The sequence below is a fragment of the Thiomicrorhabdus immobilis genome (assembly GCF_021654855.1).
Taxonomy (GTDB): domain Bacteria; phylum Pseudomonadota; class Gammaproteobacteria; order Thiomicrospirales; family Thiomicrospiraceae; genus Thiomicrorhabdus; species Thiomicrorhabdus immobilis.
Map to the genome: position 1 here is coordinate 1,267,120 of NZ_AP024202.1, position 14,235 is coordinate 1,281,354.

Here is a 14,235-nt window from a genome sequence, read left to right on the forward strand (position 1 = left end):
AATTATCATGTCAGAAGCCAATGTGTTGAATGTACAGAACTTAGTGTTGAAAGTAGGTGAAAACTGCCTTATCGATAACATAAGTTTTGCTATCAAACCCGCAGAAATATTTGCATTGGTTGGCGAGTCCGGTAGCGGCAAGTCGCTGACATCCCTAGCCATAATGCGTTTGCTTCCAGATGTAATCAGGGTGACTGCAGGTGACATTTTATTGCAGCAACAGAGTTTGTTTGAACTGCCTGAATATCAAATGCAAAAAGTGCGTGGTAAAAAAGTCGCCATGATTTTCCAAGAACCGATGACTTCGCTTAACCCTGTGATGAAAGTGGGGGATCAAGTCGCCGAGGTATTGAAACTGCACTTGGGTTTAAGAAACCATGCCGCAAGGGAAAAGGTGGTCGCGTTGTTTGAAGAGGTCGGTATCCCGGAAGCCAATGTGCGTTTTGATTGGTACCCGCATCAGCTATCGGGTGGTCAAAAACAGCGTGTGATGATTGCGATGGCATTGGCTTGTGAACCGGATCTGTTGATTGCCGACGAGCCGACCACCGCTTTGGATGTGACTATTCAAGCTCAAGTACTCGATTTACTGAAGTCGATTCGCCAGCAACGCGGCCTGTCGATTTTGTTTATCACTCATGATATGGGAGTGGTCTATGAAATGGCCGATACGGTTGCGGTAATGAAGCAAGGGAAAATTGTAGAGCAAGCGGATAAAGAGAATTTTTTCAACCATGCCACTCATCCCTATACACGTAAACTACTTGAAGATGCCGTACCTAAGCAGACCTTGAAACCTCAGCTCAACTCTACAAAGTTATTGGAACTCAATGATTTGAAAGTACATTTCCCTATCAAAAAAGGCCTGTTCCAACGTACGGTCGGCATGGTAAGGGCGGTAGATGGTGTCAGTCTGATTATTGAAAAAGGTCAGACTTTAGCCCTGGTTGGTGAATCGGGTTCCGGTAAAAGTACCATTGGGCAAGCCATTTTAAAGCTGGTGAATACCACACAAGGCCAGGTGTCTTATGCGGGCGAAAATGACAATCAAATCAACTTAACCGATTTATCTGAACGCCAGATGAAGCCTCTGCGTAAAAAAATCCAAGTCATTTTCCAAGACCCGTTTTCCGCGCTAAATCCAAGAATGACCATTAGCGAAATCATTCGTGAAGGCATGGTGAGTCTTAAGGTGGGAAGTCAAAACAAGCAAGACCAAGATGAACGAATCGATGAGTTGCTGATGCAAGTGGGGCTATTGGCCGAGCATAAACACCGTTATCCGCACGAGTTCTCTGGCGGGCAACGTCAACGTATCGGTATAGCAAGAGCCTTGGCGGTAGAGCCGGAGCTGATTATTTGTGACGAACCTACCAGCGCGTTGGATGTAACCGTGAGAGCACAGGTATTAAAACTGTTGGAAGACTTACAGCAAAAATATCAGCTTTCTTACCTGTTTATCACCCATGATTTATCCATTATCCCAAGCATCGCCCATAAAGTCGCGGTGATGCAAAACGGTAAAGTGGTCGAGCAGGGTACGGTAGAAGAGATAATGCATAACCCACAACAAGACTACACCAAACAATTGCTCAACTCAGCGCCAGAGCTGATACGTAAGGTGATGTTTGCTTAAGATTATTGACTAAAAAGTCTAGACCGTTTTAATTAACGATTTTTCGTATCGAAAGCTGCCAGGCCTAGTAATATTGGTGAGAGAGCAAATGCATTAAGAGTCCGTTCTTTAAAGATTAAGATCATCAAACGGACTCTTAACGCCATTTGCCCCCTGTTTTAGAACATGGGTGTAAATCATGGTCGTTTGTAAGCTTGCATGTCCCAATAAGGCTTGAATGGTCCTGATATCAGTACCCGTTTGAAGTAAATGAGTGGCAAAAGAATGCCGGAAAGTATGGGCACTGACTTTCTTGATTAAACCGCTTTTTTGAACGGCACGTTTAATTGCTTTATTAATGACCGACTGATCAATATGATGACGGCGCATTAAACCAGAACGAGGATCTTTAGCTAAGTTTCGACTCGGAAAAACGTATTGCCAGCCGAATTCTTTATCCGTATTAGGATATTTTCGAGCTAAAGCATAAGGCAAATATACTGAACCATACCCATGCTCTAAATCTTGTTGATGCAGAACTTGTACTTTTTTTAATTGATTTTCTAACAACAATACTAAATTATCAGCGAGCGGGGTAACCCTATCTTTTTTACCTTTGCCATCGCGAACCGTAATTTGTCTAAATCCAAAATCGATATCTTGAACCCGTAAACGCACCGCTTCGGTAATTCTTAAACCACCGGCATAAAGCAATTTGGTAATTAATCCCGCCGTTCCATCTATTAGTGGTAAAACCTGTGCAACTTCTTCCTTTGAAAGTACGACTGGAATTCTAGGTTCTTTACGAGATCTACTCGCCTTAACACCTGTAAAGGGTGTCTTTAATACTTTGCTATAACAATAAACTAAAGCATTAAGCGCTTGATTTTGAGTAGAAGGGGCTACGCGTTCTGGTGAACGGCTAAATGCGTTAAAAACTGTTCTACCTGCGCAGCAGGGCTATCCAACATTGCCTCACGGCTTTTAATCGAGTGAAATTTTACAAACCGCTTGACCCAATCGCAATAAGTATTCTCAGTTGAATAAGCATATCCTTCACGACGTAATTGACTACGCATTTCTTCTAGTAATGAAGTTCTGTTTGATGTAGTATTCATTGCATTGATATTTATATCGTATTGAATAGATTTATCGATAATACATGATAATCTGTCAAAACAATAGAGACAGATATTTCACTAAAGTTGCCTGAATATCTTTCTAATAAACAATATTAAGGCATATTTGCCTTATACTAAATGTTAGTTTTGGAGTAGTAAATTGAAGAAGCAGGTTATTACAAAAGCAACAGACAGGTGGCTGGGGATTTTATTTTGGAGTCACTAAAGAGCAAGCCGAAGAAATCCTAGATGCACCTGATGGAGCTGTAGTTAAGCTTAATGGAGATAGCGAGACTTTAACTGTCGGCAACCCAAGCATGGGGCATTGGAAAAAACAGGGCGCAGGTGCAACATATGAAGAGCTGGTTGCTTCAGACGTCAGAAAGAAACTCGACAAGCTCATTGAAGAAGACGAATGGGAGTACGAGGAATAAAACTAACAAGTCAATCAACTTCGCGCCTTTGGCGCCGGACAGCTTACACTGCGCTTCGCTACGTTCCAGCTGCCGGTTATTGAAGCGTTGTGTGTAAACTTGGAGAGCTATTTGGATAATCTAGAATCGTTTAAGTTTTTTCATGGAAAAGCAACGAAGCTTCTCAATAGCACTTTTGCTAAAGAAATGTCTAAACCCACAAGTGTCAAAATAATCTGGGGTGAAAATGGACATGTATTATTAGACAAGGGTCCAAATCAAGAGCATATCGATGCATATCTTCTAACATTCAGATTTTTTATTCAAAATAATGAATTCATTTCTTTTAACCAAATGAGTTTCAGCTTTCGAGAAAAAATAAATGACAATGAACTTTTAAATAAATTTGAAGAAGCTAGGTCTGCACTCAATGGTTTCCTTGATAGAAAATCAAACATCAATATAAATCGTTCGTTAACTCATCGTGAAATAATGGAGACTTTTATTTACGGGAATTTAAGTCACGCAAATAAAAGGCGAGTTGAATATGATTCATGGATGCAGGATGAATTAATCCGTGAACTTATGAGAAATGAGTTTAGAACCATTATCGGCAAAGTTTTAATTGTTATTAAACGGGTAGATACATTATGTTTGGAGGCCATTGCGAAATATGACAACACATAACAATTCACTCAACCTGACCGCGCTCACGCGCGGCCGGTTAGCTTAAACGTTAAGTGTAAGGAGCACAGATGAACACTAGAGTTCCAATTCCAACAGACAATATATACAAATTTTATGCGTTATTTGGTTTGGCGTTGCTGTTCGCATGCATGGTCGCTTTTGTCTCTACTTATAACACTCATCTAGACAGAACATTTGCTGTACATGAAGAGCTTGAAATACTAAAAAAGCTTAAAAAACCAACTGTTGACCAACAAGTAAGAATAGAAATACTTGAGCGAAAAGCTGAAATAGACCCAGAAAACAAAAAATTCTATATGTCCATAATAAATGGTGGCGTCGGAGTATCTATTGCAATCATTTCTTTTGGTTTTTTCATGTGGCAATTTAAAGTCCAACCAAAGCAAGATGAACTAATAGAAAAACAACTAAAAAAAATTGACTTAGAAATAAAGGCACTTAACAAGCAAATTAACAACACGCCTTACAGGCGTCGGACGCACTAACGTGCGCCGGTTATTTGGGCGTTAAGCGAATAAATTGAGAATATACCAATGGACATTTTCACTAGATTTAATAAAAAGAATATTCAAGACCGTCAAATAGACACTTTAATTGGTTTAAGTAAAGGGCTTATTGCTGATGGTAAAGTTGACCAAACTGAAGCAGAGTTTCTTATGGGCTGGCTTGTCCAGAATAGACAGTCTAGTGAAAACCCTATAATTGTTAACCTTTTAGAAAAAGTTGGCTCTATGCTCAAGGATGGAGTTTTGGATTCAGAAGAATCCGCTGAGCTTATGAATATCCTGAACACAGTATCAGGAGAAAGTTCTGAAATAGGTGAATTAGCAAAAACATCATCCCTGCCAATAAACGAACCAATGCCTCCAATAGTATTTGAAAACAAATCTTTTTTATTCACTGGTACTTGTGCCTTTGGCAATCGCAAGCAATGCCAGTCGGCGACCGAAAGTTTAGGCGGCGTCAATGCAAAAAGTGTTACCAAAACTCTTGATTACTTAGTGCTTGGAACTTATGTGACAGATAGTTGGGCACATGAGACCTTTGGAAGGAAAATTGAAAAAGCTATGGAATACCGTAATTCAGGCATCCAATTAATCATCATCACGGAAGAGCATTGGGCAAATGAAGGCAAATTCGCTTAACAATACACTCAACCTGACCGCGCTAACGCGCGACCGGTTAGCTTAAACGTTAGAAGCCCGCTCAGCATCATCTAAACATGGAGAGTAAAATTGGATTCCTACTATGAATTAGCCTATGCATTAGAATCAAAATCGATATGTATGTTTGTAGGGACGGGGTTTTCTATGCATTTAACCGATTTGAAAGCACCGTCATGGTTAAGTCTGTTGCAAAAATGTGCGAAAAAAATTGAAAATGGTGACGAACTTATTGAGCAGTTATTTCCCGACAATAAGCCAGTGATGCCGCTAGAGGAATGCGCTAGCATAATACAAGTAAGGATGCAGTCTGAAGGCAAGTGCCTACACACGGAAATAGCAAAGATTATTCGCAAATTAAAATTAGGAAAAAGTTCGGACAAGGTAAAAAAGTTCGTTGAAGAATTTTCTGATTTGAAATTCATAACGACTAATTACGATGAGTTGATCGAAAAGGGGCTGCTAGAAGATAAAGAATCAACATCATACTCTATCGGTTATCCAGTAAATAGACAGCCTAAGGGTGTTCAGATATATCATGTGCATGGTTCAGTTAAACACCCAAAGAAAATGGTTGTTACAGCTGATGATTACTTTCGTTTTATAAATCGACCGGATTATTTTTCGAAGAAAATTCAGACTCTGATTGAGGAAAATACTACGATAATAATTGGTTACTCCCTCGGAGATATCAATTTTAGAGCCATTTTGAATAACCAAAGATCTAATCGAATTCACGATATAAACAGGCAAAACTTATTCTTTTTATCGCGGAGTGAGGTAGATCAAAATGTTAAAGACTATTACGATAGAAGCTATGGTCTGCGGGTTATAGATAATACCGAAATCGATGATTTTATATCTAAAATTCTAAGCAAACATAGTAGTATTAAAGACCGTGTAGCAAAGTCTAGAAACCTATTAATGCCAGTGCTTGAAGGCACAAAGAAGTTCACCGATGCTTATTTAAAGAAAAGCGATTCATTCTTCGAGATTGTTGCAACATTATCCTCAAATGGAATTTTAATATCTCATCCTGATGTTGTGAGGTTCCTGAAAGATGTTCTGAAGAGAAAAGATAATTTTACTTCTGAAAATGGTGCTTGGAATCAATACGTACATTTGGCTAAGTGGCTGATTCATTTAGGTTCAATTATGGACATAAAGGACACTTCACTAGAAGAAGTCTACTTATCTGCTGTGAGCACATCTTTTGGAAATATGTCAAAAAAACAAATATTCGGTCGTTCATGGCACGCTTTTACCGCTTGGAAAGAAAGTTGGTACAGTCTTACCTACGACAATAGGCAAATGATAATTGAATATTTCAAAGATAATGAAATCTCGGGTGACGGTGAGGAAGTGATCAGCCAATGAGGGGGTTCTAACAAAGCACTGCTGTCGGACAAATTTTCCGCTGCGCTTCAAATTTGCCGCAGAGCGCGGCGTTAGGTGTCAATAATAAATAATTGATTAAAAGGGTACTTTCCAATGAAAAAAACTATCGTTACTTCATTACTAATTATATTTATTTCAAGCCTTGCCTATGGGCACTCTGGACGCACCAATTCAGAAGGATGCCACAATGATACTAAGAACGGTACTTATCACTGCCATTAACTTTACGCGAGTGCTTAGTCTTTGTTCTATGGTGTACCTAAACAAGAAATCAATTTCTAATAAAGCAAAACTAGCACACCTAGCAATACACTCAACCCGACCGCGCTAAAGCCCAGCCGCTTAGCTTAAATGTTTAGTCACAAAAAGATATTCCCATAAATAAGTGAAATGGTGATTTGAAGCACAAGGTATTCTTTAAGCATTTAGATGATTCAGTAGGTGCTGAAGACATAAAAAGAACTAGAAAGCTTGGCATTCTGCTCCTGTGTAACGTTTGAATTGGTGTCAAAAATGATGACGTCACACCATGTAAAAAGCTGTAGTTTCATTGATGAAATATGGCAAACTATATTTTAGTGTTTGGTTTTAACAATGTTGTTTTGCTAAAACATTATTTACGATTTCATCGTTTTTCGAGGCTTGTATGTTTACATCCTTAACACCTAGTATCATCGCTTTTAGTGTGGCTGCATTGGTCATCATCATCGCAGGCACCCAGCTGGCTCGATTGGCTGATAGGCTGGCCGACCAGACAGGTTTGGGTGAGGCACTCTTTGGCGTTTTACTGTTGGCTGGTGTGACTTCTTTGCCTGACTTTGCCGCGACCTTGAGTGCTGCGGTGGATTCACGTCCTGATTTGGCAATGAGTAATGTCATGGGTAGTATGGCTGTTAACTTGGTTTTTCTTGGTGTGGCGGATATTGTTTACCGCAAAGCGAATTTGGAGCATGCGGCGGCATCTTCCGTTAACCTCATGCTGGCGGGACTGCTGATTGTATTATTGACTTTACCGTTGCTTGCCGTCTTTACACCATCCATTACCCTGCTGAATGTACACCCAATCACCCCCGTGATTGTGGCAGCTTATCTATTTGGTTTGCACTTAGTGCTTCGTACTCAAACCCGACCTATGTGGTTTCCTAGGCAGACCAATCAGACCGTTTCGGATGAGCCTGACAAACATCATCATGGGAGTTTGACGACAGTATGGTTGGGTTTTATCAGTATGGCTATTTTGACTGGTGCGGCAGGTTGGGTCCTGATGGAAGCGGCAAAAGAGATTGCTGATGATACCGGGATGTCCGATACCATTGTAGGGGGCTTGTTGACTGCTCTAGCTACCTCTACACCGGAATTGGTGACGACTATAGCAGCAATACGGATTGGAGCCTTAACCCTTGCTGTAAGCAATATTTTTGGTACTAACTGTTTTAATATGTTGGTTGTCGCCGCGGCTGATGCTGGTTACTCTGAAGGCTCAATCTATCATGATATGGCGCCTGTTCAAATGACATGGGGATTGGTGAGTATTTTGATGGCGGCCATTCTGCTTTTGGGAATGGTACGACGAGAGACCTATGGCATTGGCCGAATCGGTTTTGAAAGTGCTTTAATCCTAGCTGTCTACACCATTGCTCTCGGTTTGGTGATGGTAGGTAGCTGATAGGTAAGCAACAAGACTGAAAACTTAATCAAATCAATGTGTTCCGTATCATTAAGCTGGCTGTTTACTTCAGGGTTGTGTTTAATGATTTCTATATGCTTGAGGAGTTGAAAATGAACAGAAGTCTTGAACAGCGAACACTTGCTTTGATAGCAGGCATTAGCTACTTGATTATTTTCTTTGCCGCTATCTATGCAAACTTCTTTGTGATTGCGTCTTTGATTGATGCGCCTCTATCGACCATTCGGCAAAATCCTATTTTGGTACGCTCGGGCATTTTAGCATTTTTGATAACGGTGGTTTTCGATGTGCTTATCGCGTGGGCTCTTTATGAGTTATACAAACAACATGTTTTGTCTCTTTTGAGTATGCTGTTTAGGATGATGCACGCAGCCATTATGGGAGTTGCCATCTTTGCGCTTGCAACGATCTTCACTTCAACTACGAATGATACGATTCTAAGGCAAGTTGATGTTTTCAATACGGTTTGGCTTATCGGGCTGTTCTTTTTTGGTATTCATCTTATGCTGTTGGGCAATATCATCGGTAAGCCTAAAATCATAGCTTTCTTGCTTGTCATTGCGGGTTTCATGTATATGCTGGATACCGCTGCACATTTTATGCTGCCAAATTATCAGATATATGCTTCAGTTTTCTTGGCTTTGGTCGCAATCCCAAGTATTTTGGGAGAGATGTCATTTGCTATTTGGCTCCTTGCGAAAGGCGGCAAGCAATAGTCACAAAGGTTTGGAAAATAATTGAATTAGAGTCTATTTAGGCAGGTTATATGGGTGATTCATCACTACTGGTTTGGGGATTGTTTTTTAGCTCGATAGGGCTGGGATTCTTTCTGTATGGGAAAAAGCAAAAATACCCAGTACCTTTTTTGGCGGGAATCATTCTTCTAGTTTTGCCTTTTTTTGTGAACAATCTATATGTACTTGTCATTACAGGCTCGGTTTTGGTTTTATTGCCTTTTTTATTGAAAATATAAACTGACCAGGCCTGGTCAGTTTTCAAATCACAGCTTTTCTACCGTTCCAAAATCCGCTGTTGTAATCATTATGGGTTGGTCAAATACCGAATCCAATATAAAACTCGCCATATCTTCTGCAGACGTCAGTTCTGTCGGGTTTTCGCCAGGGAAGAGTCTGCCGCGTGATTCGGTGGCAAAGGTTTCTAATTTGGCGATGTAGCAATGTGAACTTGTTTGTTTGGTTTCGGCGGCAACGGTTTTGATCAATTGTTCCAAGCCGGCTTTAGCCACCCCGTAAGCCCCATAATAGGCTGGATGTTCGGTAATGTTGTTATCCGTAATAGCAATGATTTTCCCTTCATTTGAAAGGGATAGTAGCGGTAGGGTTTGTTGGATAAGGTGAAAATTTGCATTTAAATTGGTATGCAACACTTCATACCATTGCATGTAGTCAAAGTGTTCAATGGGGGTAAAGGCAGGCAGGATCGCGGCATTCAAAAACACTCCATCAATCTGGCCGTATTCATTGGCTAGGTTCTCTGTAAGGGCTTTATAGTCATCGATATTGGCACCCAGTAAATCCATTGGATAGAGTGCGACTAAATTGATATCAAATTCAGATTGTGCAATTTCATCGTAAAAGGCATTAAGGCGCTTTAATTCTTTATCTAAAAGAATGACTTGATGATTTAATTTAATTAGTTGTCGTGCTAATGCGTTGCCTAGGCCTTGAGCCGCACCCGTAATTAAATAAGTTTGCATAGTTTATCTCTTTTTATCAATCGGTTAGTTGGGTTGTTTATTAAACTTTTTAAAGTGTTAATTTATAAAGATTCAATGAATTCGGTGACTTCGTACGGGGTATGGAAGAAAAAGTCCGCAGGCCAGTCTTTTGCCGTCGCTTCGGTAGGCAGATAGCCATACATGGCCGCAGCGGTTTTCATACCGGAATTAATACCGGCTTCGATATCTCTTGGGTGGTCACCGATATAGATACACTCTTCAGGTTTTACACCACATTGCTCGGCCGCTAAAAACATCGGCTCTGGGTTGGGCTTTCTTACTGTTAAGGTGTCGCCGCAAACGATACTTAACGGTTCGCTAGCAAAACGGTAGTTTTTCAATAGCTCTTCGGTCAGATAGGTCGGTTTGTTGGTGACAATGCCCCACGGAATATTCTTCTGGGCAAGCAGCTCAATACCGGCATTTAAACCTGGAAACACTTGAGTATGATGATTGATGCTGTCCATATAATGCGCTAAAAACGTTTGACGACGTGTTTCTAACGCTTCACCTTCAAAGCCCGGAAAGGCGAGTTGCGTCATCGCTAATCCACCTTTAGATACCGTATTGCGAATATCCTGATAATTAAGAACCGGTTGGTCGAATTCTAAGCAAGTTAATTTCAATGCGTGGGCAAAGTCGTAGGAGGTATCTAAAAGAGTGCCGTCTAAATCAAATAGAACACATTTTATGGACATAAGTTTCTCTAGTAATTGGTAATGGTTTGCTTTTGTTGTATGGATAATTGGAGTTACAGCGCTTTTTGATAAGCCAACAGATAATTCACACTTAAATCATCGTTCAGCCCATAGCGATTCAGTAGCGGGTTGAATTCAATGCCTGCGGCATCTCTTAAATATAAATCTGCCTGACGTGCCATGGCATCCATTTCCGCAGGGGTGATGAATTTTTCGTGGGTATGTGTGCCTTTAGGCACCAAGTTTAAAACTTGCTCGGCGGCAAAGATAGCCAACAGATAAGATTTGTAATTGCGGTTTAAGGTTGAGAAAAACACCCAGCCACCAGGTTTAACACATTGCGCCGCGGCTTGAATGATTGAAGCCGGGTCTGGAACATGCTCCAGCATTTCCATGCAGGTGACGATATCGAATTGCTCAGTGTTCTCATTGGCAAAATCTTCGGCCGCGATTAACTGGTAATTGACCTTGACGCCAGAATCCAGGCCGTGCAGTTTGGCAACCGTTAACACCTCATTGGCTAAATCAATCCCGGTGACATCCGCACCGTTAACCGCAAGCGATTCAGAAAGGATGCCGCCACCGCAGCCAATATCGACAATCTTTTGGTTCTCAATCGGGTGGTGTTTTTGAATGAATTCTAGACGAAATGGATTGATTTTATGTAAAGCACCGAATTCACCTTCTAAATCCCACCATGTATTGGAAAGACGGTTGAAATTGTCTAATTCATTTTGATCGGCATTATTCGTTTGGGTGCTTTCTACGGCCATAATTTGCTCTTAATCTACTCAAGTTTTCGTAAAAAATAAGGTTTAACCGAAAATTATACGAGATTATCTATTTTTAATGCGTTTTTAATCGGTCTAAAATTGATAAAAAGCGTTATTTTCAATTTAAATGGCCTTCAGGCGGTTTTTTGCTATTCTCGATAGGGGGAAAGGTTTGAGATTATGTTGGCGTTAAGCGGGTTATTTGCTATATAATTGCTGTTTTATAGATTTTACTCAAAAAGATGGATGTTCGATGTCAGAGTTTGCACGTGAAATTATTCCAATAGCTTTAGAAGATGAGATGGAGCAATCCTATTTAAGTTATGCGATGAGCGTAATTGTAGGGCGAGCTTTACCGGATGTAAGGGATGGTTTAAAACCGGTTCACCGTCGTGTTTTATATGCGATGAATGAATTAAGTAACGATTTTAATAAACCGTATAAGAAATCGGCACGTATTGTCGGTGATGTAATCGGTAAATATCACCCGCATGGCGATACCGCGGTTTACGACACAATCGTTCGTATGGCCCAGCCTTTCTCGTTACGTTATATGTTGGTTGATGGTCAAGGTAACTTCGGTTCGGTAGATGGTGACTCTCCGGCGGCCATGCGTTATACGGAAATCCGTATGTCTAAAATCGCACACCAGCTGTTAGCGGATTTGGAAAAAGAAACGGTTAATTTCTCAGAAAACTACGATGGCTCTGAATCAGAACCAAACGTATTGCCGACACGAATTCCCAATCTTCTAGTGAACGGTTCTTCGGGGATTGCGGTAGGTATGGCAACCAATATTCCGCCACATAATTTAACTGAAACGGTTAATGCATGCTTGGCCTTTATTGATAATCCTGATATTGATATCGATGGTTTGATGGAACACATTCCTGGTCCAGATTTCCCTACACACGGTTTAATCAACGGTACTTCTGGAATTCGCGAAGCTTATGAAACAGGTCGTGGACGCGTTAAGATTCGTTCTAAAACGTGTGTTGAAACCGATAAGTCCGGTAAATCGCAAATCATTGTCAACGAACTGCCTTATCAGGTTAACAAGGCCAAGCTGATTGAGCGTATTGCTGAATTGGTCAAAGAGAAGAAGATTGAAGGCATTACCGGTCTTCGTGACGAGTCGGATAAAGACGGTATGCGTATCGTCATTGAATTGCGTCGTGGTGAAGTGCCTGAGGTAATCATCAATAACCTTTACAAGCAAACGTCGATGCAAACGGTGTTTGGTGTGAATATGGTGGCGCTGATTGATGGTCAGCCTAAGCTGTTAAACCTTAAACAGGTGGTTGAAGCCTTTGTTAAACACCGTCGCGAAGTTGTGACTCGCCGCACTATCTTTGATTTACGTAAAGCGCGTGAAAAAGCACATATCTTAGAAGGTCTTGCGGTTGCTCTGAATAACATCGATGAGATGATCGAGTTAATCAAAGCCTCTCCAAGTCCTGCGGTTGCCAAAGAACGTATGCTTGAAAAAGCTTGGGCGATTGGCAGTGTGGTGGATCTGCTGGAAAACGTAGAGATGAAAGATGTTCGTCCCGAAGATCTTCCTGAAGGTTTCGGTGCAGAAGGCGCTTTTTATAAATTGTCGCCTGCGCAAGCGCAAGCCATTCTTGAAATGCGCCTACACCGTCTAACCGGTTTAGAGCAAGACAAAATCATTGAAGAGTACAAAGGGTTAATTCTTAAAATTGCCGAATTCTTAGAGATTTTAAGAAATCCAGATCGTTTGACTGAAGTGGTCAAAGAAGAGTTGGTTGAAGTGGTTGAAAACTTCGGTGACGCCCGTCGTACTGAAATTGATTACAGCTACCAAGATTTAGATGCAGAAGATTTAATTGCGGTTGAAGACCGTATTGTGACCTTGTCGCAAGACGGTTATATCAAAACACAGCCGCTAAGCGACTATCGTGCGCAAAAACGTGGTGGACGTGGTAAGTCGGCAACGGCAATGAAAGAAGAGGATGAAGTAGGGCAACTGTTTGTTGCGAGTACGCATGATATGTTGTTGTGCTTCTCTAACAAAGGTAAGTTGTACTGGCAGAAAACTTGGCAGTTACCTTTAGCCAGTCGTGGTAGCCGTGGTAAGCCAATTGTCAACGTCCTACCTTTAGAAGCGAATGAGCACATTACTTCAGTATTGCCGGTCAATGAGTTTGATGATCGTGTGGTCTTCATGGCAACTCGTAACTCGATTGTTAAGCGTGTTGCGTTAAAAGATTTCTCGCGTCCTCGTGCCAACGGTATTATCGCCGTTGATTTATTGGATGACGACGAATTGGTGGGTACCGCTTTAACGGATGGCGAACAAGAAGTGATGTTGTTCAGCAATATCGGTAAGGCGATTCGCTTCAAAGAGAGCGATGTGCGTGTAATGGGTCGTACCGCTCGTGGGGTGCGTGGTATGAAGTTGGCGGGTGATGCAAAAGTCATCAGTATGCAAATTGCCAAACCTGGCACGTTGATTCTTACTGCCACCGAGCACGGTTTTGGTAAGTGCACGCCGGTTGAAGATTACTCAACCATCAATCGTGGCGGTCAAGGGGTTATCTCGATTAAGACGACCGATCGTAATGGTCCAGTGGTTTCTGCGGTTTCGGTCAATACCGATCAAGAAATCGTACTGATTACCAATAAGGCGACTTTGGTGAGAACTCGTGTTGCTGAGATTTCGGTAGTGGGTCGTAACACTCAAGGCGTTAAGCTGATTAATGTTGGTAAAGGTGAACAGGTTGTTGGTTTAGCGGTGGTTGATATCGAAGAGGACGAAGAAGTTCAAATCGATTCAGTGGATGAAAATGCCGTAATGGATTTGCCTGCGACCGAAGTGGTAGCAGATGACAATTCACCAGCAGAAAATTCTGAAGACTCGACCGAAGAGTAATTGGATTTAATCGATAAAAAGAACA

General features: G+C 41.3%; 13 protein-coding genes and 1 pseudogene. 9 read left to right on the forward strand and 5 right to left on the reverse strand.

Annotation, left to right across the window (positions count from 1 at the left end; genetic code table 11):
* Positions 1-7: 7 nt before the first annotated feature.
* A complete protein-coding gene (locus L6421_RS05670; RefSeq protein WP_237264427.1) occupies positions 8-1,636 on the forward strand; it encodes an ABC transporter ATP-binding protein in 1,629 nt (542 codons plus the stop codon).
* A gap of 108 nt (positions 1,637-1,744) precedes the next feature.
* Here L6421_RS05670 and L6421_RS05675 read toward each other — a convergent pair.
* A pseudogene (locus L6421_RS05675) lies at positions 1,745-2,515 on the reverse strand (integron integrase); the annotation flags it as partial.
* A 2-nt stretch (positions 2,516-2,517) separates the two neighbouring features.
* Positions 2,518-2,733, reverse strand: coding sequence for a phage integrase N-terminal SAM-like domain-containing protein (locus L6421_RS11545; protein ID WP_375540385.1), 216 nt, complete (start codon positions 2,731-2,733; stop codon positions 2,518-2,520).
* Positions 2,734-3,281: 548 nt separating this feature from the next.
* Between L6421_RS11545 and L6421_RS05680 the strand changes: the two genes are divergently transcribed.
* The 7 genes from L6421_RS05680 (at position 3,282) to L6421_RS05705 (ending at position 8,821) form a co-directional block, all read left to right on the forward strand.
* A complete protein-coding gene (locus L6421_RS05680; RefSeq protein ID WP_237260405.1) occupies positions 3,282-3,836 on the forward strand; it encodes a hypothetical protein in 555 nt (184 codons plus the stop codon).
* A 68-nt stretch (positions 3,837-3,904) separates the two neighbouring features.
* A complete protein-coding gene (locus tag L6421_RS05685; RefSeq protein ID WP_237260406.1) occupies positions 3,905-4,342 on the forward strand; it encodes a hypothetical protein in 438 nt (145 codons plus the stop codon).
* Between the two features lie 48 nt (positions 4,343-4,390).
* Positions 4,391-5,002, forward strand: coding sequence for a BRCT domain-containing protein (locus tag L6421_RS05690; RefSeq protein WP_237260407.1), 612 nt, complete (start codon positions 4,391-4,393; stop codon positions 5,000-5,002).
* A gap of 90 nt (positions 5,003-5,092) precedes the next feature.
* Positions 5,093-6,397, forward strand: a complete 1,305-nt coding sequence (locus tag L6421_RS05695; protein ID WP_237260408.1) for an SIR2 family NAD-dependent protein deacylase — start codon at positions 5,093-5,095, stop codon at positions 6,395-6,397.
* Positions 6,398-6,511: 114 nt separating this feature from the next.
* Positions 6,512-6,640 carry a YHYH domain-containing protein gene (locus L6421_RS11550; RefSeq protein ID WP_375540373.1) on the forward strand — a complete coding sequence of 43 codons (129 nt, stop codon included), beginning with the start codon at positions 6,512-6,514 and terminating at the stop codon, positions 6,638-6,640.
* 424 nt (positions 6,641-7,064) lie between these two features.
* Positions 7,065-8,084, forward strand: a complete 1,020-nt coding sequence (locus L6421_RS05700) for a sodium:calcium antiporter (protein WP_237260409.1) — start codon at positions 7,065-7,067, stop codon at positions 8,082-8,084.
* A gap of 113 nt (positions 8,085-8,197) precedes the next feature.
* On the forward strand, positions 8,198-8,821 hold the full coding sequence (locus L6421_RS05705) for a DUF4386 domain-containing protein (protein WP_237260410.1): 624 nt from the start codon (positions 8,198-8,200) through the stop codon (positions 8,819-8,821).
* Positions 8,822-9,105: 284 nt separating this feature from the next.
* On the opposite strand, the gene L6421_RS05710 is transcribed toward L6421_RS05705, so the two are convergent.
* The 3 genes from L6421_RS05710 to ubiG all read right to left on the reverse strand — a co-directional run bounded on the left by L6421_RS05710 (position 9,106) and on the right by ubiG (position 11,314).
* Positions 9,106-9,822: an SDR family NAD(P)-dependent oxidoreductase gene (locus L6421_RS05710; RefSeq protein ID WP_237260411.1), complete on the reverse strand. Its 717-nt coding sequence runs from the start codon at positions 9,820-9,822 to the stop codon at positions 9,106-9,108.
* Between the two features lie 62 nt (positions 9,823-9,884).
* Entirely contained in the window at positions 9,885-10,541 is a 657-nt protein-coding gene (locus tag L6421_RS05715) for an HAD family hydrolase (RefSeq protein ID WP_237260412.1), read from the reverse strand.
* Between the two features lie 53 nt (positions 10,542-10,594).
* A complete protein-coding gene (gene ubiG / locus L6421_RS05720) occupies positions 10,595-11,314 on the reverse strand; it encodes a bifunctional 2-polyprenyl-6-hydroxyphenol methylase/3-demethylubiquinol 3-O-methyltransferase UbiG (RefSeq protein ID WP_237260413.1) in 720 nt (239 codons plus the stop codon).
* Positions 11,315-11,567: 253 nt separating this feature from the next.
* On the opposite strand from ubiG, the gene gyrA reads away from it, so the two are divergent.
* Positions 11,568-14,210: a DNA gyrase subunit A gene (gene gyrA, locus L6421_RS05725; RefSeq protein WP_237260414.1), complete on the forward strand. Its 2,643-nt coding sequence runs from the start codon at positions 11,568-11,570 to the stop codon at positions 14,208-14,210.
* Positions 14,211-14,235 lie beyond the last annotated feature (25 nt).